The 20,410-nt window shown below is 44.9% G+C and carries 22 protein-coding genes; all 22 read right to left on the bottom strand.

Features of this window, described 5'->3' with window-relative positions:
- Window positions 1-15: 15 nt before the first annotated feature.
- Entirely contained in the window at window positions 16-261 is a 246-nt protein-coding gene (locus LX99_RS01670) for an acyl carrier protein (RefSeq protein WP_022833937.1), read from the bottom strand.
- Window positions 262-263: 2 nt separating this feature from the next.
- On the bottom strand, window positions 264-1,982 hold the full coding sequence (locus LX99_RS01665; RefSeq protein WP_109605831.1) for an HAD-IIIC family phosphatase: 1,719 nt from the start codon (window positions 1,980-1,982) through the stop codon (window positions 264-266).
- Window positions 1,983-1,988: 6 nt separating this feature from the next.
- A complete protein-coding gene (locus LX99_RS01660) occupies window positions 1,989-2,918 on the bottom strand; it encodes a glycosyltransferase family 2 protein (RefSeq protein ID WP_170122599.1) in 930 nt (309 codons plus the stop codon).
- 7 nt (window positions 2,919-2,925) lie between these two features.
- Entirely contained in the window at window positions 2,926-3,789 is an 864-nt protein-coding gene (locus LX99_RS01655; protein WP_109605828.1) for an alpha-mannosyltransferase, read from the bottom strand.
- Window positions 3,786-4,880, bottom strand: coding sequence for a glycosyltransferase family protein (locus LX99_RS01650; protein ID WP_109605826.1), 1,095 nt, complete (start codon window positions 4,878-4,880; stop codon window positions 3,786-3,788). Before LX99_RS01650 ends, LX99_RS01655 begins: the two co-directional genes overlap by 4 nt.
- Complete coding sequence (locus LX99_RS01645; RefSeq protein ID WP_109605824.1) at window positions 4,873-5,865, bottom strand: glycosyltransferase; 993 nt, start codon at window positions 5,863-5,865, stop codon at window positions 4,873-4,875. Before LX99_RS01645 ends, LX99_RS01650 begins: the two co-directional genes overlap by 8 nt.
- A complete protein-coding gene (locus LX99_RS01640; RefSeq protein WP_109605822.1) occupies window positions 5,862-6,416 on the bottom strand; it encodes a hypothetical protein in 555 nt (184 codons plus the stop codon). Before LX99_RS01640 ends, LX99_RS01645 begins: the two co-directional genes overlap by 4 nt.
- Window positions 6,413-6,961, bottom strand: coding sequence for a glycosyltransferase family protein (locus tag LX99_RS01635; protein WP_109605820.1), 549 nt, complete (start codon window positions 6,959-6,961; stop codon window positions 6,413-6,415). Before LX99_RS01635 ends, LX99_RS01640 begins: the two co-directional genes overlap by 4 nt.
- Window positions 6,945-8,048 (bottom strand): DegT/DnrJ/EryC1/StrS family aminotransferase, encoded by a 1,104-nt coding sequence (locus tag LX99_RS01630; protein WP_109605818.1) that lies wholly within the window; start codon window positions 8,046-8,048, stop codon window positions 6,945-6,947. Before LX99_RS01630 ends, LX99_RS01635 begins: the two co-directional genes overlap by 17 nt.
- An 8-nt stretch (window positions 8,049-8,056) precedes the next feature.
- Window positions 8,057-9,058: a 3-oxoacyl-ACP synthase III family protein gene (locus LX99_RS01625; protein WP_109605816.1), complete on the bottom strand. Its 1,002-nt coding sequence runs from the start codon at window positions 9,056-9,058 to the stop codon at window positions 8,057-8,059.
- A 1-nt stretch (window position 9,059) separates the two neighbouring features.
- A complete protein-coding gene (locus LX99_RS01620; RefSeq protein WP_109605814.1) occupies window positions 9,060-9,815 on the bottom strand; it encodes an SDR family NAD(P)-dependent oxidoreductase in 756 nt (251 codons plus the stop codon).
- A 26-nt stretch (window positions 9,816-9,841) separates the two neighbouring features.
- Window positions 9,842-10,087 carry an acyl carrier protein gene (locus LX99_RS01615; RefSeq protein ID WP_022833926.1) on the bottom strand — a complete coding sequence of 82 codons (246 nt, stop codon included), beginning with the start codon at window positions 10,085-10,087 and terminating at the stop codon, window positions 9,842-9,844.
- 6 nt (window positions 10,088-10,093) lie between these two features.
- On the bottom strand, window positions 10,094-10,630 hold the full coding sequence (locus tag LX99_RS01610; RefSeq protein WP_170122598.1) for a GNAT family N-acetyltransferase: 537 nt from the start codon (window positions 10,628-10,630) through the stop codon (window positions 10,094-10,096).
- The gene (locus LX99_RS01605; RefSeq protein ID WP_022833924.1) at window positions 10,627-11,049 is read right to left on the bottom strand and encodes a sugar 3,4-ketoisomerase; all 423 of its coding nucleotides are present in this window, start codon (window positions 11,047-11,049) and stop codon (window positions 10,627-10,629) included. The genes LX99_RS01610 and LX99_RS01605 overlap by 4 nt, the downstream gene beginning before the upstream one ends.
- Window positions 11,039-11,443, bottom strand: a complete 405-nt coding sequence (locus LX99_RS01600) for a sugar 3,4-ketoisomerase (protein WP_109605810.1) — start codon at window positions 11,441-11,443, stop codon at window positions 11,039-11,041. Before LX99_RS01600 ends, LX99_RS01605 begins: the two co-directional genes overlap by 11 nt.
- Window positions 11,444-11,451: 8 nt before the next feature.
- The gene (locus LX99_RS01595) at window positions 11,452-12,717 is read right to left on the bottom strand and encodes an ABC transporter ATP-binding protein (RefSeq protein ID WP_109605808.1); all 1,266 of its coding nucleotides are present in this window, start codon (window positions 12,715-12,717) and stop codon (window positions 11,452-11,454) included.
- Window positions 12,718-13,581 carry an ABC transporter permease gene (locus LX99_RS01590; RefSeq protein WP_109605806.1) on the bottom strand — a complete coding sequence of 288 codons (864 nt, stop codon included), beginning with the start codon at window positions 13,579-13,581 and terminating at the stop codon, window positions 12,718-12,720. It abuts the gene before it with no gap.
- Window positions 13,574-14,692: a glycosyltransferase family 4 protein gene (locus LX99_RS01585; RefSeq protein WP_109605804.1), complete on the bottom strand. Its 1,119-nt coding sequence runs from the start codon at window positions 14,690-14,692 to the stop codon at window positions 13,574-13,576. Before LX99_RS01585 ends, LX99_RS01590 begins: the two co-directional genes overlap by 8 nt.
- Window positions 14,685-16,472: an asparagine synthase (glutamine-hydrolyzing) gene (gene asnB, locus LX99_RS01580; protein WP_109605802.1), complete on the bottom strand. Its 1,788-nt coding sequence runs from the start codon at window positions 16,470-16,472 to the stop codon at window positions 14,685-14,687. The genes LX99_RS01585 and asnB overlap by 8 nt, the downstream gene beginning before the upstream one ends.
- 160 nt (window positions 16,473-16,632) lie before the next feature.
- The gene (locus tag LX99_RS01575) at window positions 16,633-17,130 is read right to left on the bottom strand and encodes a UpxY family transcription antiterminator (RefSeq protein ID WP_109605800.1); all 498 of its coding nucleotides are present in this window, start codon (window positions 17,128-17,130) and stop codon (window positions 16,633-16,635) included.
- A 42-nt stretch (window positions 17,131-17,172) separates the two neighbouring features.
- Window positions 17,173-19,593 (bottom strand): GumC family protein, encoded by a 2,421-nt coding sequence (locus tag LX99_RS01570; protein ID WP_109605798.1) that lies wholly within the window; start codon window positions 19,591-19,593, stop codon window positions 17,173-17,175.
- Entirely contained in the window at window positions 19,594-20,388 is a 795-nt protein-coding gene (locus tag LX99_RS01565; protein WP_109605796.1) for a polysaccharide biosynthesis/export family protein, read from the bottom strand. It abuts the gene before it with no gap.
- Window positions 20,389-20,410 lie beyond the last annotated feature (22 nt).

Genomic DNA, 20,410 nt, shown 5'->3' with positions numbered 1-20,410 from the left:
CGGCAGATTACCGTTTTATTTTTGCAGTTTTTGCGCTATTACGGTACACATATCGCCAATATTTTTCCAGGTATAAATCTCGGCAGTGGTAAAGCGGATACCAAAACGTTTTTCAATAGCCACGATTAGCTGGATATGGTTTAACGAGTCCCATTCTTCAACATCGGCGGCAGTAGTAGCGGCGGAAAGTATGATGTCGTTGTTTTCAAGCACATCTTTAAAAATGTCATTAACCTGATTTAATATTTGTTCGGTATCCATTATTATTTACTGGTAATAAAAGTTTGCTGTGTAGTGTAGTTATCTGTATAAAGTTCCCAAATCCCGTTGTTTTGCGTGAAGCCAAGGTTTTGGTAATGATCTTTTACGATGCCGTTTTTAGCGGTGGGCAGATATTCGCCGGTGATTTTACCGAAACCATTGGCCCTGGCAACCTCTACGATCTGGTTAAGCGTAAAATTTTCCACGCCACGTTTTAACACCCGGCAACTCATGATCCAGGTATCGATAAAAAGCGTGTTTTTATCTGCCTTTTTAAGGATAATGGCGGCGATCAGCCCGTTATCGCCAAACCTGTCTTCAAGGGTAAAAGTAAGCGTAAAGTAATCAGGCGAAGCGGCGATGGAGGCTATATCAGCTTCGGTATAACGTATGGTGCGCAGGTTAAACTGGTTTGAGCGTAAGATAAGCTGAGCTACGCGCGGCAAGGTAAACTTGTCAATGCTTTTTACCCTGGATTGCATGTTAAGGCTGGCCAGGTAATCGGCTTCGTTGCTGAAACTGTTTTGCAGGGCGGCGCGCTGCGCCTGCTGGCGGTATTGTGCTGTGCGGTCCTTATCGTCGTTGGTAAATGAAGCCGTATCAAATAAATTAAGCCCGCGTAAAAACAGCATAAAATCGGCTGGGTCGTCGGGTAATGAAGGTACGGTAAGTTCGGGGATGGCGGTTTTCACCATTTCGCGTTCAAAAGGGTTGTCATCCAAAAACACCATACTGTCCATACCTATATTCAATACCTGTTGTATATGCCTGATGTTATCAACCTTGTTTTCCCAGTTGGCTACAAAAACGCTGATGTCATCCAGCCGTAGCACCATGTCGGGGTGTGAGATGAAAGGCTCCTGCGCAATTTCGACGGTGTTTTTGCTGCATACGGCCAATATGATGCCCCTGTTTTTAAGTTCAAGGCACCAGCGTTGTAATTCGGTAAAGGCCTTCCCCATACCAAGGGCGCCGATCATAATACTTTCCATCCCGTCATCGCCGATGATGCCGCCCCAAAGGGTGTTATCGAGGTCGAGCACGAGGCATTTTTTTGATTTGCCGAGTGTCGAGGCGATGATCTGGCCAATACTCCGGCCAATAACCGGCAAAAAATCAATACCGAATACCATATCGGCATTGATGTACATTTTGGTATCAAAAGTGTTTTCGTAGCCTTTAACCGATGCTAACGAAGCCAGATCGGTAATATGCAAGCCTGTATTCTGTATGGCCAGGTCCATCAAACCAAGGTTTATCTTCCGGAGCTGGTATAAAAACGAAGCCGGTGTTTTGGCCGCATAGCTACCAAAAACCTGGTCGTTAATTTCAATATAAGTATTGATGATGACCTGGGTTTTTAAGCGTTGCGATAATGTGCCGTATAAACCGGCTACGCGCGCGATAACTTCATCCGCGAAGGCAGCGCGGTTATCCTGTTTATAAAAATTTTGCAGCAGGTGTTCGGTTGATTGAATGATGATCACATAGCCGGGTTGTAATACATACAACCCGGATGCAGGATCGTATACCTGTTGCTCCACCTGGTTGTAATCAGCCTCGTAAATCTCCGGGTTTAGGCCCAGTTCTATACCGTAACCTTTTATGGCAGTGGTAATAAACTGCGAAGCACTATCTGCCAGAACGGCTACCTTAACAGCCGGGAAGCCGGTCACGTCTTTTTTTAAGTTTTTTTTCAGTTCAGCGAATGATAGTGTCATTAGTTGCTATATCAGTTTAAACAAACGGTAAAGCTTAACCCTTATGCGGTTTAAAAACACGATCTTTTTCCATTCATGCACCGTACCGTGCGCTTCCGGTCCCCAGATTAGCTGGTGGTCGGCTTCCCAACGGGCTTTCATTTTGGGCGAATGCGTTTTGGCTTCATCATGGATATGGGCCACAGACAATGGTTGTTTGAGCAATAATCGCCGGTGTCCTTTAACCAGCCGGAGCCACAATTCATAGTCGAGCGCACAATGTAATTCTTCCCATATGGGTTCATGTATGCCAGAACTCCAGAAGGTTGAGGGCTGCACCAGGCCGGGTATCTTGATAAAATAGTCAATAAAAGGGAGGATCCGGTTGAGTTTGTATTCGCCGGTTAAAATGTTGTGGTCAATACCGTAGCCATAAATAAAATCAACCCCTGTTTTTATAAAGTTGGTGATCACCAGGTGAAAAACACCCTCCAGGTAATAATCATCGCTGTTGATCCAGGCATGGTAACTACCCGACGATAAGCTGAAACCCATATTGATGGCATGGCTTTGTCCCCGGTCTTTTTCACTTTGATAGTAACTTATCCATGGGGCATATTTCTCAATAATTTGCAATGACCCATCGTTACTGCCGCCATCTATAATAATATACTCCAGGTTAGGATAGTTCTGCAACAACACCGACCTGATGGTTTGCTCTAAAAAGCCGACCTGGTTATAGGAGGGTGATACAATAGTAAGTTTTGGCCAGTTTATTTTTTCATCATAAATACCGGGGTTTACCTCGGTATTCCAGGGCCAGCCGGTTTTTTCTGCGGCGGGCTCAGGTATTTTATTTAACAGCCCCTCAGCATGCGGTTCCACTACAGGCAGAGGTAACCCCACGCCTTTGGCCAGAAATGCTTCGCGGTAAGATGTCAGATTAGGAAGGTTCAAGGAAAAATCAGGTATTTGGTAAACTTCGTTTTATAAAATTAAACAGCCTGCGTAAGGTTGAAGCTTTTTGGTAATTGCTTTGTGCCGAAAGATAGCTTTGCCACGCCTCAAGCTCGGAAGCAGTGAGGTAACCGGTAAACAGACGGTCGATAGGGCGGTTTAAATTCATATTGCAGCCTGCCCAGTGAATAAGATAGGGCTTTTTGGCGTTATCAGTCCAATATTTTTCATAGTCGGCGCTAGGATAGTCGCCCGCCCAGGTCGATTCCGCGTTATAAGGCGGCAATGTGATATTGGTGATCTTGATCCCTGTTAAAAACACCAGTAAATTCAAAGCGGGCTGGTCATGATAATTAAAGTCAATAAGGCATTCCTTATAAGCAGGTTCGGCAAAAGCCGCTTTTAGTTCGGTTAATGAATACAGGCTGGTATCACAGGCAAATTGCCCCGCGTTAAATACATTTTTTTGCCATGTGGTACTTTTTTCTTTAAACATCACAGCAGATGTTTGGGTGAAGGTATACTCCGGATTGTTCCAGTGGCAGCATGAAGTTATAAAGCCGGATAAGTTTTTCAACTCATCTTCGGGATTTTTTAGGAAAACAATATCCGAATCTACAAACTGGTAGTTGGCAGTAAGCAGGCACTGGTACTTGCGCTTCATAGGGTGGGCTTTTTGCCGGTTCAGCATGTTGGTCACTTCCTCCAGTTCCCACCACAGGCAGTTATCGGGCAAATCAAATTGATTATCATCATAAGGAATAACCCATACAGGTAAATTGCAGCCTGTAGCCCTGAGCGATCTTACCATCGCCAGGAACCGCAATTCGCTGTTTTTATTGGCGAGGGATATAATTTTCTCCAGCTTCACGAGCCAACCAAGGTTTTTATATAATTGATAAATGCCTGTTCTTCCGCTGGTTTTTCAATAACCGCCGGACTAACGTAGTTGCGGCCCGACAGGATGCGGGTAAGTTCCTGGTACGAATCATATACATGCAATCCTGGCGTTTTTTCGCAGCTTCTGGCCGCGTGCGTATTGGCTATAACCGGCAACCCGGCCAGCAGCAACTCGGGGATGCGGGTTAGGGCTCCGCCCGATGGTTGCTGGTGGATTATGGCACAATCTGAATTGATGATCAGTTTTGCCAGGGTTTCATTGGTAACCGAACCCATTACGGATATATTGTCGCCCGAAAACTGATCGCCGAACTTTTCGGAACCGAAACCGGCTATATTTATTTTTATCCCCCGTATAGTTTTCAGATGTTGCAGCAGCTGTAAAAATCCGGCAACTGTTGGCGGATTGTGAAATGTGCCAAGTAATAATATGTTTTGATGGCCTTGCTTTATGCTATTCATCCTGCTTTCTTTTTCGCGGCGGATGTTGAGCAGAAAAGACGCTGCCTCCGGACTGGGGTAATAGGGTAAATAAGCCGAATTGATACCGTAATTGGCCAGTAACCAATTTTCTTCGCGCGAAATGGTGAAAACTTTTGTACAGTACTTCAGGTAATCCATTTCTTCAAAAAGCCAGTTAGGCGATAGCTTGCCGGAGAATACACTTGCTGACCCTTCCACCAGCGACTCCAGGTTATGCGGTAACGCGACAACCGGAACATTGTATTTGTGCAGCACCTCAGCCAATAAAAGATGGTAGGCTATGGTAGACTCCCAAATAAAAAGATCCGGTTTATATTGCTTAACAAACTGCTCAAAAATAGCCTTATATCGCCCTATGGCGTATTTGCTTTTATTACCGGTGTGTAAGGTTGTATGATGCAACAAGCCGCTTAAATAAAAAGAAAGTTTGCTGCCGGTAGCTATCATGTAGTTTAGTTCAGCTTTGTTTACAACCATGCCAGCCGCTGCTAACAGGTGCTCAATTTGCGCCGTCCTTTTATCGCCGCCGTGCCCAAAAGCGTTGGGTAAAAAATGAGAATGTTTATAAATACTAAGCAATGCTTTTTTTTGATAAGCTGCGGTTTAACGCTCCTATGCCGGCGGCCTCGTCAGATATTCCGGTTATTTTCAGCCCGGTGAGCATGTAAAGCACTTCGGCCTCATATTGATAGTTCCAGGTACGCAGGCCCGGAAATACTTTACAGGTAAAATAGCGCAGCAAGGTTGCACAAAGTAGCCACGCTTTTTGTATGGCAGGCAAATTATTAATAGCTATTTGCTTGCGGTACAGGTTTAATACCCTAATTTCATGGCTGCCTGCATCCAGGAGTTTATTCCGGTAGCTGTCGGTTAGCCTGGTCGAATCAATAAAGTGCTCGAAAACCAGTGCTTCATCATAGTAAAGCCTGTAACCTGCCATAATAAAACGCATACAAAGTTCAACATCTTCCGCCCTTGCCGTTTCCTGTTGATCCGGCCCAAGCAATAAGGATGGCACGTCGCGGTTAACCCTATCGTACAGCGATTTGCGGAAAACCATGCCTGCTCCCCATAAATATCCTTTAGCCGATACATCACCCGACCCGGCCGCGGGTTTACCTACAGCGTAAATGTGCTGATACTGCCAAAACCAACCCGGGATTTGCCCATCTGACACCGCTATGCCCCGGCCTCCCACAGCGGCGATTTTATTGTTTGAGCTGATAATCTGGAAAGCCTGGTTTATATAATTGTGATTTAGCCGGTTATCGTCATCGCAGATCACTATAAATTCATGAACTGCTTTGGCCACTCCGGTTTGCAACGCGTAATATTTACGCGGGCGCTTTTCGCTCAATACATTAAAATTTACACCGGGCAGGTTATACTGCTGCCATTCGGTGTGGGCCACGGCACCGGTACCATCTGTTGATGCATTATCCACAATGATGATCTCCCAGCTAATTTGCGGCGAAACTTGTTGCAGCGCAAGGTGCCTAAGCGTTTCGGGCAACCGCGCGGCGCCATTATAACAACATATAATCACAGATATTCCCGGTTTCATTCAGTTGTACCCGGCAACAAAAGAGACAGTAAATTATGCTTCTCCGAAGCCTCGAGGTAAAAAGCTTTTTTTACCTCGAGGTTGGCGGCGGTTATCTGCTCGTCAACCGTTTCTTTTTCTTTATCAATCAATTTAATTAAACTGATAACGCCGTCAATATCCCGGCATATGTTGATCTGATCGGCACAGTAGCTGTTAAAATGTTCGTCGGCATTGTAGTAAATTGTTTTAAGGCCCATGTCAATGCTTTCAATACCCGCGTAACCTATAAAATCACCAACGGATTGGATCACGAAGTACCCGTTTTTGATTTCCGGCGATAACTGGTTTATCGGGATAGATTTTAGTGTAAAACTGATGTGATGAGAAACGCCCAGCAGTTTGGCCATCTGTAAAATATTTTGGTAAATGCCGGTGTTATAAACCGCGCCTATAAACAATATCTGAAAACCGGTAATGCCCGATTCTTTTAGTTTGTAACCTGCATACACCAGGTCGAGGAAAGCGTTTTTATCAGTATCTATCCGCGAAACCAGGTTAATCTGTATCATTCTGCTATAAAAAGTTTAAACAGGCTCAGCTTAGCCTTTAACGCTACGGCGCCATATTGCTCGTTCATTTCAATTAATTGAAACCTGTTAATGCAAACTATGGTATCATCGGTGTTTGCAAAGTATTCGGCGGGATACGGATACTTTCTGTCGGGAAACTGAATAGCATTATTCACATTCCAGAAAAAACGTTTCGGGTGTTTAAGCTTTCCTATCACCCGGTATACATTGTAAAGCCCGATTACATGAACACTTGCGTAGCCCGAACCTGAGAAGAATTTAAGTTTTATGAGCCAGATTAACGATCTTAACATTTTTAAAGGCGCACGAAAGTGCTTGATATTGTCAAGCCTTGTCCGGGTTACGCGTACCCCCATCCGGGCGTACACTTCGTCGTAGTGTTCTTTTTCGTAATTGTCGAGTATCAATATTTCCGGCTGGATGGCGTTGGCCCTCGCGAAACAAACAATTTCGTAAATCAGTTTTTCGGCGCCCCCGATCCTGAGCAGGTTGCCTATGATCAATATTTTATTTGAAGAAGCCATGAATCTGACGGCACACGTAATTAATCTCGTCCATACCCATCCCGGGGTTAAGCGGCAGGCTGAGGCAGGTTTCGGCTATTTCCTCCGCTACAGGGAAATCCCCTTTTTTATAGCCAAGATGCTGATATGCTTTTTGCAGGTGCGGCGCTACCGGGTAGTGAATACCTGTACCAACACCGTTGCGGTTTAAATACTCTTCTAATTCGTTACGTTTGGTTGTACGGACAACATACAAATGATAAACGTGATCTGCGCCCGGCGCGGTAAAGGGTAATATAAGGCCCGGAATACCGGAAAGTTGTTCGGTGTAGGCAGCAGCTATCCGTTTCCGTTCATCGAGCCAGCCATTAAGGTATTTTAGTTTAACCGAAAGAAAGGCCGCCTGCAGCTCGTCAAGCCTCGAGTTTACGCCGATAACCTCATTGTAATATTTTTTCTCCGAACCATAATTGCGCAGCAGGTTTGCTTTTTGAGCCAGCCCTGCATCATTGGTGGTTAAAGCGCCCGCATCACCATAGGCACCCAGGTTTTTGGTTGGATAAAAGCTGGTAGCGTTGATGTGGCCGAAGCTGCCGGTAAGTTTACCATGATAAGTGCAGCCCTGGGCCTGGGCATTATCTTCAACAACAAACAAATTGTGTTTTTGGGCTATTTGCATAACCGCGTCCATCCGGCAGGCCTGGCCGTAAAGGTGTACGGGCATAATCGCTTTGGTTTTGGGCGTGATGGATGCCGCTAACCGGTCTACATCAATATTATAAGTTTGAGCATCGGGTTCAACAGGTACTATGGTAGCGCCGGTTTGCGATATAGCCAGCCACGTGGCGATAAAGGTGTTTGAAGGTGTTATTACTTCGTCGCCTTTACCAATATCAAGTGTTTTTAAGGCGATATGTAATGCGTCGAGCCCGTTAGCTACGCCAATGCAGTGCTGTACATGGTTATAGCGCGCATAAGCCTGCTCAAAATCGGATACTTCCTTACCCAAAACGTACCACTTGTTTTGAAAAACTCGCTCAAACGCCGTGCGGATCTCTTCTTCAATTAAGTTGTTTTGGGCGGTAAACGATAAAAAGGGAATATTCATGAGCGACGTTAAAAGGTTATGACGGTTGCCCCCCAGGAGTACCCCACTCCAAAACCGGCCAACAGCCATTTTGCTTCAGGACCCGCGGGTTTTTCTTTCAGGGCCTCATATAACGCGATGGGTATGGAGGACGAGACCGTATTACCCACATTGGCCATATAGGTAAAGAATTTTTCTGCCGAGATGTCTATCTTTTTGCGCAGGTGTTCCAGCATATACCGGTTGGCCTGGTGAAATATAAACAGGTCGATACCGGCTTTATCTACATTATTTTTAGCTAACGTATCAGCAACAAGACGGGGCACCGCCTTTGATGTAAAAGCGAAAATTTCAGGCCCATCCATATATAAATGACCCGGCGACTGCTCGTTGCCGTAATCATCATTTACGCTATCGGCATTTTTATCGGGGTAACGGATAGCGCCCTGCTTTACCATCAGGTTTGTTGCCCCTTCGCCATCGGTGCCAAGCTCAAATTCGCCTATGGCTGCAAATCCATCGGTGCTTATCAAGGTAGCAGTTGCAGCGTCGCCAAAAATGGTACGGTTGCCCTTATCGCCGGGATGAATGAATTTTGAATAGGTTTCTGAAGTAAGCAGCAGGATGTTTTTAGCGATTCCCGCGGCTACCAGGCCCTTAGCCAGGGCCAGGCCATAAATATAGCCCGAACATCCCAGGTTAAAATCAAGCGCCCCGGCTTTTACAGGGATGCCTAATTTATTTTGTATGATGCAAGCCGTGGTTGGCAAAAAATAATCAGGGCTTTGGGTGCAGTAGAGTATAAAATCGATTCTGGCAGGGGAGACGCTGTGCTCGGCGAAAAGTTTTTGGGCCGCGGCTATGGCCATGTCTGATGCAAACTCGTCGGCAGCGGCGATATGCCTGGTATCGATACCTATTTTTTGGGCTATTTTCTCAACCCCCCATTCCGGAAAAAGCGCGGCGAGCGCGGCGTTATCCAACTGGTTTTGGGGTAGGTGGTAGGATATAGCTTTGATATAAGCGTTCATGTTATTGTGCGGTGAAACCGCCGTCGATAGTTATGGTAGATCCCGTTATCCAGCTGCCCGCCCCTGATAATAAAAACAGGCAGCAACCGGCTATATCTGCAGGCGTACCGTAACGGCCTAAAGGATAATTTTTTTGATCAGCTTCAATAGCTTCTGCCGATACATGTTCGCTGATTTTTGCCGTGCCCTCGGTGTTAACCATTGCCGGCGCTATACAGTTAATGCGGATGTTGGTTTTTGCCAATTCGAGCGATGCCGATTTGCAGAATGATTGTAATGCACCCTTGGTTGCCCCGTAAACCGAGTTGGCCAACGAGCCTACAGCCACCCCGTTTACGGATGAGAGTAAAACGATGGATGAAGCAGGCTTTAACTTTTTTTGCTTTTGCAGGGCACTGAGCAATAAAATGGGCGCACGCAGGTTAACAGCCAGCATTTCATCAATAAAGGCGGCATTTATAAATTTTAACGGAACCAGTTTCATCAATCCCGCCGATTGTACTACACCATCCAGCAGGGGCAGGCCCTGGCAGGCGCGCTCAATAAATTGTTCGTCTTTCAGGTCGCCGGTTATTACCTGGTGGCTGCCGCCTTCAAGTTGATACAGCAACTGCTTAAGGCGTTCTTCATCGCGGCCGAGCATGATTACCGTAGCTCCCGCTTCAGCGCAATCCAGGCAAATCTGTTTGCCAATGCCTGATGACGCGCCTGTAACCAGGATGGTTTTGCCGGTAAAATTGTACGTATAATCAGCCATTATAAGCAGGGGTGAACATTGATGGGTTAAGCCTGTTGATTAGGTATCTTGGCGCTAACAATATCATAAATATCTTTTATGGTTGATGATTGGCGGATGTCATCTCCGGTAAGCCTTACCGAATAGCTTTCGTCAACCATCGCTATCAGCGATAAAGCAGTCATCGAGCTCCACTCATCGTTTTCTTTAAACCGGGTATCAACAGTAAAATCGTGGGTAGGTGTTTCATCAAACTGTTCGGCAAAGCGGCGTATAAACTGTTCAACATTCATAAGTGTTTATTCTTGAGGTTTGATTATGCTTGTAAGGTATTTAAATTTGCGTTCGTAAGCCGCCCTGTCTAATGCCAGGTATACATTAAGTTCATCTTCACCTGTTACGCTGGCAAACATCAGGTGGAAGCGCAATACTTTTTTATTGGCCTTTCGCACGTCAAAAACGCAACGTTCAAAACCGAGCTCATTCATGGCGAAGGAGGCGCTGAACAAATCGGCTTTGATGGCTGCAAACTCGTCTGCTCCCGGTTTTATCAGCCAGCTGCCGCTGGTGTATGTTTTTCCGTCAAAATCATAAAGGCGTACAAGGCCCTGTGGTTCATGATCTTCATTTTCAAACAAAAAATAGTATTCCTGCCCCAATGCTTCCCTTTGTTTGTATGTTCTGATCCATGCCTGTTGTTTGGGCAGGTCATTTTCGGTTGCAGATAAATGCCTGGCAAGTTTCGGATCTGTACGGAGGCTCAAAATAAATTCGGCGTCGCGCTCTTCCACCAGTCTGAAAATTAAGCCGTATTGATGTGCGGGTAAGGTTATCACAGGTTCTTGTATTGTTTAAATACCTCGTAATCTCTTAAATAGTCATCCTCGGTATAGGGCATTGAAGCCAGCACCAGGCAAATAGCGCCTGATGAGAAATTGGAAATATCGCGCCAGATCCCCGGTTTTACATGCAGCCCCATGTAAGGGCGGTTCAGCTGCACCGTTTTTTTGTTGATCCCATCGTCGATGGTTAAATCAAAACTCCCGCTCGCGGCCACTATAAACTGTTCCAGTTGTTTATGGCCGTGTGCCGCGCGCGATTCGCCGCCCGGAATATCATATAAATAATAAACCCGCTTTACGTCGAAAGGTACATGGATATTATTTTCTACGGGCGTAATATTACCCGCCCGGTTATGGATGCGGCGCAGGTGGATGATATTGCAATCAAAAACGGTGGTTATTTTACTGCACATGGGCCTGGTTTACAAACTGGTCAAAATCCCTGATATAATCTTGCTCGTTATACTTACCATCGGCCAAAATAAGCGCTAATGAATTGGTAGAGAAATTCTCGATCTCGCGCCACATCATCCGGGGTACATATAAGCCGTAGTATGAACGGTTAAGGCTAAAACGCGTTTCCTTGTAACCATCATGCAATACCACGTCAAAACTCCCGCTTAAAGCAACTATAAATTCCTGCAGGTTATGGTAGGCATGCCCGCCCCGGCGTTCGCCGCCCGGCACGTCATAGATCCAGTAAGTGCGCTCAATTTTAAAAGGGATATGGTTGTTTTCTTCAATGAACGAGAGGTTACCCCGGTCATCTAAAAGCTTTGGCAACTGTATTATGTAGGGGCTTTCCATATATCGTATTAAACCTGGTAATTAACGGTAAAGTTTATTTTGGGATGGATAACGCCCGGCGCTAAAAAGCTGTTGCTCCCTTCACTTTCGTTTTCAACTTCAAAACCTATAAAATCGTCTGCTCCAAACAGCAGGTAACGCTGGTTTTCTCCAAATATAAGTTTGAATGCGTAGTTGCCGGCATTTAGCAAATGAGGCGGGATAATCCCCTTAACGGTGTAGATACCGGTTTTTGAATCGTTATTGGTTGAGATGAGGGTACCGTTATGGAACACCGGTATTTCATCGCTGTTTTTTAATTCGAAGGTGGCATCGAGGTTGATCCCCGCTTTCTGGTTAAAAAATGTCAGATCGAAACTAAGCCCGGTAGAAATGGAGATACTTTCGCCCTCCAGCGATCTGATCACAAACTTTAAAACCCTGATGTTTTCATTGCCCGGTGCCGAATCCAAATCGCCGTGATGTTCAAAGCTTGATTTGGTGTTGTTGTTGGTTTGATAAAAGCTCACCGCTTCCAGCTGCTTGTTTTGGTAAACCAGCTGACCATTGGCCAGCACTATGCCCTTATTGCAAAGTGTTTTTACTGCCGCCATGTTATGGCTTACAAACAGCACCGTACGTCCTTCGCCTTTACTTACCTGGCCCATTTTGCCGAGGCATTTTTTCTGAAATTCGGCATCGCCTACGGCCAGCACCTCGTCAATGATTAAAATTTCGCTTTCCAGGTGCGCGGCTACCGCGAACGCCAGCCGCACATACATACCCGATGAGTAGCGTTTTACCGGAGTGTCTATATAACGCTCAACGCCCGAGAAATCGACTATTTCATCAAATTTTCGTTTGATCTCGGCTTTGCGCATACCCAGAATGGCTCCATTAAGATAGATGTTTTCGCGCCCGGTTAATTCTGGGTGAAAACCGGTGCCAACTTCAAGCAGGCTTGCTATCCGCCCCCGCATTTTTAACGAACCTGTAGTGGGCGAGGTAACCCGGCTTAAAATTTTGAGTAAAGTGCTTTTGCCGGCGCCATTACGGCCAATAATCCCAACGGCATCGCCCTGTTCAATTTCAAAATTTATATCGTTCAGGCTCCATACTACGCCGGTTGTGCCTTTGGTACTGCGATCATTGATCTCGCCTATTTTTAAAAACGGATCCTCCTTACCGCGAAGCCTTGCCCAAAACCGTTCCAGGTCGCGCGAGATAGTGCCCGTACCGAAATCGCCAAGCTGGTACGCTTTCGACAGTTTTTCAACCTTGATTACCGCGCTCATTTATACCGTATCAACAAAAGCCTTTTCTACTTTATTAAATATCACTGTGCCCGCTACCAGGATCAGCGCTGTGGATAAGGCGCTGTAACCCAAAAGTTGCCAGCTAAAGGTTCCCTTGCCTAAAAAACCAAACCTGAAGGTTTCAATTACCGCGGTGATGGGATTTGCTTTGATGATCCACGCGTACTGTGCATGTTGTGTTTGTACTACCGACAAAGGGTATACGACCGTGGTAGCGTACATTAAAAGCGGTACGCCAAAAGTTACCAAAAAAGCGATATCGCGGTATTTGGTGGTTATTGCCGATATGATCATCCCTAAGCCTAATCCCAACGATGCTATCATCAGGATAAGCAGCGGCAGCAGCAACGCGAAATAATTAGGCGCTATATGCTCGCCTTTTGCTAAAAATATGAGGTATAATACAACAAAAAGGAGCAATTGCACGGCGAAACGCACCAGATTTGACAGCACGATGCTAACGGGCATAATTAATCGCGGGAAATAAACTTTACCCAGCATGGCGGCATTATCTTTAAATACGGTAGATGTTTTAATCAGGCAATCAGAAAAATAATTCCACACAATAGTGCCTGCCAGGTAAAATAATGCTTTCGGCAACCCGTCAACCGGAATTCCGGCCAGGCCGCCAAATACAATAGTGTAAAACGCGATAGTTACAACCGGTTGCACAAAGAACCATACCGGCCCCAAAATGGTTTGTTTATAAAACGAAACAAAATCGCGGCGTACCAGCAGGATCAGTAAATCGCGGTAGTGCCACAGCTCTTTAAGCTTCAGATCGAACAGGCTGCTTTTGGCATTTATTTCTAAATCCCATTTTTCGTTGACCGTATTACTCATTAATCAGTTGCTCCAGTTTCATCATGTAATTGTTTTCGTTAAAGTGAGCTACGCATTCCTGTTGCAGTTGCAGGCGTTTAGCGGCGGTTAAAGGGTTTTGAAGGTGTTTTGAAATAGCGCTTTCAAGCTGTTCAGGGTCATCAGGATCAATGGCGTCGCCAAGCTCGCCGTTGCGTATAGCATCTAAACTACCGTCGGTATTGCCGCAAACCACCGGTAAGCCGCAGGCCATAGCTTCGATAAACACTATCCCGAACCCTTCCTTTTTGCTCGGTAAAACAAACAGATCGGCCAGTGAAAAATGATCGGACAATTCAAACTCATCAATAAAACCGGTCAGGATGAGTTGATCTTTTACATCATATCGGGCAACCAGTTCTTGGATCCGGTCATACTCCTGGCTATCATACTTGCCCGAAAGCAGGTATTTAATTTGCGGAAATTTAGTTTTTAAACTTTTTAACGCTTTGATAACGTGGTCGTAACCTTTATACTGCTCTGTTGAGGCCAGACGCGTTAATGAAAAAATAACAACATCATCATTCTTTAACCCATAGCGTTGTAAAAGCTGTTCCGGCTTTTGAAAAGTATGGGGTAGTTGCATGAACGGGTCGATGGCGTTATTTAGTACAACGCATTTGTCTTTATTGACACCATGCCTGGTTATTATTTGTTGTTTGGTAAAATTGCTCACACAAATCACTTTATCGCAGCGGTTAAGCAGCTTGCGTTTAACAAATGAAAGCGGTCGCCAAACTTCAATACCATGAGCAACCAGCCATATTTTACAACCGGGATTTATAAACTTCAAAACGTGCCCGATAATAGCCAGGTTAACATGGCTTAGTATAACCACATCAAGTATAACCGGGTTGAAAATAGTTTTTAAAACAAAATTGATGCGGTTTACGCCGAAGCCTTTAAAACATGCGGCTGGCAGGTACTGTTGCATCAGGTCGGCAGGGGTGTCATATGCCGACCATAATTCAAAGCGCCATTTATTTTTTAAGGCCGCGTTGTAAAGCGAGTGCCCGAGCGTACGGGTCATCTTTTGAATGCCGCCCGTACTGCTGAATGTTTGTAAAGTAAACAGCGTTACTTTTTTAGCCATGGTTTTGTACCTGGTACAAAGCAAATGCTTTTGACCAGTGCAGGTTGTTGTTTTTAAATTTCGTAATGATTTCCCGGGCCTTTTTTCCTTTAAAGCTATTGATGTCGCTCATTTGGTCAAGCTCCGTCATCCAGTTTTGTAACGGAAATGTGAACCCCATTTTAGGCCTGCTCCATATTTCGGTGGGAAGCAGGCTGCTAAAACTATCTATTAATAGTTTTTTGGGTTGTTGGGCGTTAAACCTTATTGAAGGGGCAACAGATTTAGCCGCCCTGGTAAAATCTTCATCCAAAAATGGAACCCGCACTTCCAGTCCGTGGCTCATGCTCATTACATCCGTATCGCGAAGCAATTGGTTTTGCATGTACAACTCGGTTTCAAACCAGGAGGCGTGCTCGTTATCATAAGTATCCGGTACCGCATCGCCAAACGAGCTGAACAGTACCTCTTTTATATGTTTGGTATCTGTGTCAAGTATAGCGGCAATATCTTCAGGTAAAAACAAGCCCCTTAGCACCAAATAGGCGGCTACAGGATGGTCAATGCCCAGCAGGCTTAATCTTTTATAGTTACCCGGGGCAAGGAAACTTAGCGAGCGGAGTAACCTGCCAGGTAACTTACGTAAATAACCAAGGTATTTTATCCTTTTAAACGAGGGGTAACCGCCAAAAAGCTCATCCGCGCCTATGCCCGATAATACTGCTTTTAAACCGTTTTCATGAGCATATTTGCTTATAAACCAACTGTTAATACCATCGGTGGTAGGCATATCCATGGCCTTCATAACTTGCGGGAAGGCGTTTTCAAAATCACCTTGTTTTACCAGGTGCGAGAAATTTTGGCCGTTTATTTTACCGCAGATGATTTGCTGGTACGCGCGTTCGTCGTAACTTTTTTCATCAAAAAATATCGAAATGGTTTTAAGCTGCTCTTTTTTATATTGATTGGCCAGTAACGCAATCAGGCTTGAATCAATACCGCCGCTTAAAAATACGCCGATAGGCGCATCGGCTACCAGTTGCCTTTTTACGCTTTTGTTAAGTGTAAAATTAATCAGTTGCCGGGCCTCTTCAGTATGCATAACTGTGTTTAACGGCTCATCGGCGCAATATGAATTTAATGTATAACCGGCAGTTTTATTATCCCAGCTTAAAAAGTGTCCCTTAGGTAAGCTGAACACGTTTTTCAGCGTTGTATAGGGTTCCGGTATATTACCGAATGCCAATAACCTGATCTGCCATTCGCCATCATTTTCGGTATGGAGGCCCGCTGCTTTAAATGCCCGTACCTCCGAAGCAAAAACAAGCGTTTGATTTGCCGTAGCGTAATACAAAGGCTTTATCCCCGCGGTATCGCGCACAAGGTAAGTTACGTTTTTTTCAATATCATACAAGGCGAAGGCAAACATGCCTTTCAATTTTGAAAAAGCCGCGGTACCCCAATATACGTAGGCCTGCAAAATAACTTCAGTATCAGAATCTGATTTAAACTTAGCGCCTGATTGTAAAAGTTCAATTTTCAGGTCGGGATAGTTATAAATCTCACCATTAAAAGTGATCCGGGCTTTTTGATGGTGATCGGCCATGGGTTGGCTACCGTTGCTGCTTAAATCGATGATGGATAAGCGCCGGTGACCAAAGGCCAGCCCCACGTTTTCATCATAGAAAACACCATCGCCGTCCGGCCCCCCATGTTGTTGCGCCCGGCACATCTGGTTTACTTTATCCCTGATCTCGCCAATTGGCAACCGGCCCGAAACAATTCCTGCTATGCGGCACATCGTTGGTTATTTTTCACAGCTTCGCCCCGTAAGTTACAGCGCTTTTTTGTAACTTATTATTTATTAAATGTTTATGCTGTAAGGGCATAAACCGTTTTACTTATCTGTGAGTGGGCGTAAATAATAAATATAATTTACAGGCCCAAACAATTTTCCCGTTTTAAAAACGCTCAATAAGCGATGCCGCAACGTGCACAATAATTGAGTAGCCTATGTTTTCAAGCCGCAAAATCAACTGCTTTTGCGATTTGCGCGATACCACCTCGCCCGTCATCCCTTTCAGGGCGCCGGCCCTGATAATTATTTTTTCGCCCGGCTGCAGGTCTTCTTCTGTTATTTCAAGCTCGTAAGGGCTTGCCATCAGCAATTGGAGTTCTTCAATCTGTTTGTCGGGCATGGCAGCCGGCTTACCCGAGAAATAAAGAAACCTTGCAATTCCTTTGGTCATCAATACTTCTGCCTGCTCAAATTCAGTAATGTTTACAAACAGATACGACTTTATAAGTGGCTCTTCAACCCATTTTTTGCGGTCGGCCCATTGCTTAAGTTGCCGCCGCAGCGGCAAATAAACTTTAATACCTTTGTTTAATAAGGCTTCATACGCCTTTTTTTCGGCCCTGGGGTTGGTGTAAACCGGATACCATTTGTTTACTGCCATGCTCAGTTTTATACAAAAAACAATTGTTAATTAACCCGCTTATTAAAACCACCGTTTGGGGTTCCACCACTTTTTCTTTTCATCATCAAGGTAATAGCCGGAACCTTCGTAACCGCTGTAATCCGAATAATAGTAATACCGCGACCCCGTGTATTCGCCGGTAAACTTGGTGGTGTAATACCTGGAGTGCAGTAAGTCTTCCTCAAAAGCATTTAAAACTATTACGGTATTGTCAAGCTGATATTCCTGCGAAATACGTTGCGGTACGGTAGCCGCGTAAAATTTGGATTTACCCGAGCGGATAACAAAAACATTGATATCGCTCATCCTGATCAGCGGTATGGCGTCAGATACCAATCCAATAGGGGCTGTATCTATCATAATTACATCGTATTTCTTTTTCAGCTCTTCAACCAAGGTGTACATCCTTTTACTGTGCAATAGCTCAGATGGGTTAGGGGGCACCGGTCCCGAAACTATAAAATCAAGATTTGGCTGATTATCTGAATGTAAGATGATTTCGCTGATTTCGGCCTGGTGCGCAAGATAGTTTGTTAAACCTGTATCATTAGGCACCTGGAATGTTTTGTGAAGGCGCGACCGTCTTAAATCGGCGGCAATCAATATTACTTTTTTATCGATCAGTGAGAGCGTGCTCGACAGGTTTACCGCCACAAATGATTTCCCCTCGCCGGCTACCTCTGATGTAATACAGATCACTTTATTGGCTTTTTCGGAAGCGAGGAAGCTAAGATTGGTACGTACCGCGCGTACCGATTCGGCAAAAATAGATTTTGGCTTGCTCACCGCCAGCGCCTGTTTATTATTCTCGTCAACTTCGTCGGGGAATTTTCTGATCACTCCCAATATCGGGATAGGCGTGAGGCTTTCTATAGTTTCCTTATCATAGATATAGGGGTTAAGCACCCTGATCACCACGATCATGCCTAAACCTATTGCCAAACCTAAAATAATTGCCGTGCGATGAATGCTATGCTCATTGGGCGACACCGGGTTAAAATTGGGCTGGGCAAGTTCAATAATGGTTGCGCCAGGCAATATCCCGGCCCTGCTGATTTGTGCTTCGAGTTTTTTTTCGGAAAGGAAGGAGTAAACTTTATCGTTAATTTCAAAATCACGTTGCAGGCTCACCATATCCCGTTGGGCCGAAGGCAGGGCCGCTATGGTTGAGTTGATTTGCCCCAGCTGGCTATCAAGATATTGTATGTTTTTTTCGATGCCCGCTTTAATTTGCCTGATGTTATTAAGCGCGGAAGTTTTTATTTGTAAGATGCTTTGATTGATGTTTTGAATCGGCTGCGAATCTGCATTATACGTAGCCAGCAGGCTTGATCTTTCGGAGATCAGGTTGTCTAAACGGCTCACCAGGGCTTCGATAGATGGCATGTTGGTGCCGCCCACATTAAAGTTTAGCGTTACGTTATTCTTTTCTTTATTGATCTGGTCAATAAGCTGATCGAGCGCTATAAGCTGTATTTTTAATAACGATTTATTCGATTCAACTTCGGCGGCCTTGGTGATGGAAGTTGTAGAAGCTGTAGTTACATCGAGGATCTTTGATTTCTTCTTATATTTTTCAATCGAATTTTCTGATCCTTTTACTTCGCTTGAAAGGTATTCCAGCTGCCTGTCGATAAAGTCGATCATTTGTGATGCCGACTGCGCTTTTTGGTTTCGGTCAAATATCACATATTCGTTCATGATGGCATTCAGCACGTCGGCGGCAAACTGCGGGTTTGAATCAGTTTCCTGGATGGCTATAATGTTCGAGTTTTTTGCTGTTTCGCCCGCGTAAAGACCACCCTGAACCCTGCCAATAAAATCTTCGGGAATGTTGAATCTGAACTGATAAATGGTTGTTGAAGGTATAGCGCCCGGGTATTTAATCCTGAAACCGGTATTGCCGATAAAAATCAGCTTGTCGTAATTACAGTTGGTTTGAATGTCTTTCCCGTTTAATTTGTAGCTGAGGTTAAACGTTTGCCGGTTAATTGGCTTAAAGGTGATAATACTGTGAAAAAAATTGAGGCTGTCAAACTTTACGAGGTTAATATCCAGCGGTTTTTGAGGGTAACTTTCTGTAGTACGCACCCGGCCTGATAAATAAAAGCTGATGCGGTAGTCGAGGTCTTTTATAGCCGTCAAAATAAGTTTACGGCTGGTTAATACCGATGTAATGCTTTGTATTTTTGAAGGGCCGCGCTCGGGTGTGGTCATTACGGTGATCAGATCTGAAATTTCTGATTTTTTCTCTTCTATTTTCAGCGTGCCGGATGTAGCATAAGTTTTAGGCGTGTACCACAGGTAGGTATAGGATATGGCCGAGGCGATAATTACCGATAAGGCAATCCAATACCAGCGGCTAAGCAGTATTTTACCGATTTTAAAATAATCGATTTCCTGGTTGGGAAGCTTTCTTTGAACTTTCTCTAACTCTTCCATTTACCTATGCGAAAGCGTGAAAATAATTAATGCTGTATTCAGTAACAGTAACACAGGTTGAGCTAATACCGACAGGTTTTGTAGTTTGTCATTACGTACGGCCCGCTTGTTTTGCGCTATATAAATAACATCGCCATTTTGAAGAATAGCTCTCGGATCGTTGATCGATTGAAGATCGCGCAGGTTAATCTCGGTTACCTGCGGGTTGAGCTGGTCTCCGCGAATGATTTTTATATTTGATTCGTTGGCTTTTTCTGTAAGGCCACCGGCTTCACCTATCATTTCAACCAAAGTAGTTCTGTCTTTCGTCAGCGCATAATTTCCCTGTCCCTTTACTTCACCAAGCAGCGTAACTTTAAGGTTAACTATTTTTAACTGGATTATAGGGTCTTTGAGCAAACTCTTACGGTAAAGATCTTCAATTTGCTTAGCCGCTTCAGACCTGGTAAGCCCCGCAACCTTTACGTGCCCAATCACAGGCAAAGCCACCGTTCCGTCATCATCAACCTGGAAGGTTTGACCGGGGGTATTGGCGGCGCCCCCGCCCGCGGTTGTTCCCGTTGCGCTACCCGGAGTTTCATCAACAATATACTTTACATTTTGCAGGTTCTTGATTTGCAGGATATCCTGGGGTTTAATCCGGTAGCTCACCGTTGCCGCGCCGGTGTTTTTTGAAGCAGTATCAGTAACAGGCATTTTCTGTTCAAAAAGATATTGGTATGGCTTGCTTGAACAGGATGTTAATATAAAAAACACGCTGATAATAAGGAAAAAGTCAGGTTTATAATTGCGCATGTAAAGCTGTAAAAGTCTCTTT

The organism is Mucilaginibacter oryzae (assembly GCF_003148845.1).
Classification (GTDB): domain Bacteria; phylum Bacteroidota; class Bacteroidia; order Sphingobacteriales; family Sphingobacteriaceae; genus Mucilaginibacter; species Mucilaginibacter oryzae.
This window is presented reverse-complemented; position numbering and strand designations above follow the sequence as displayed.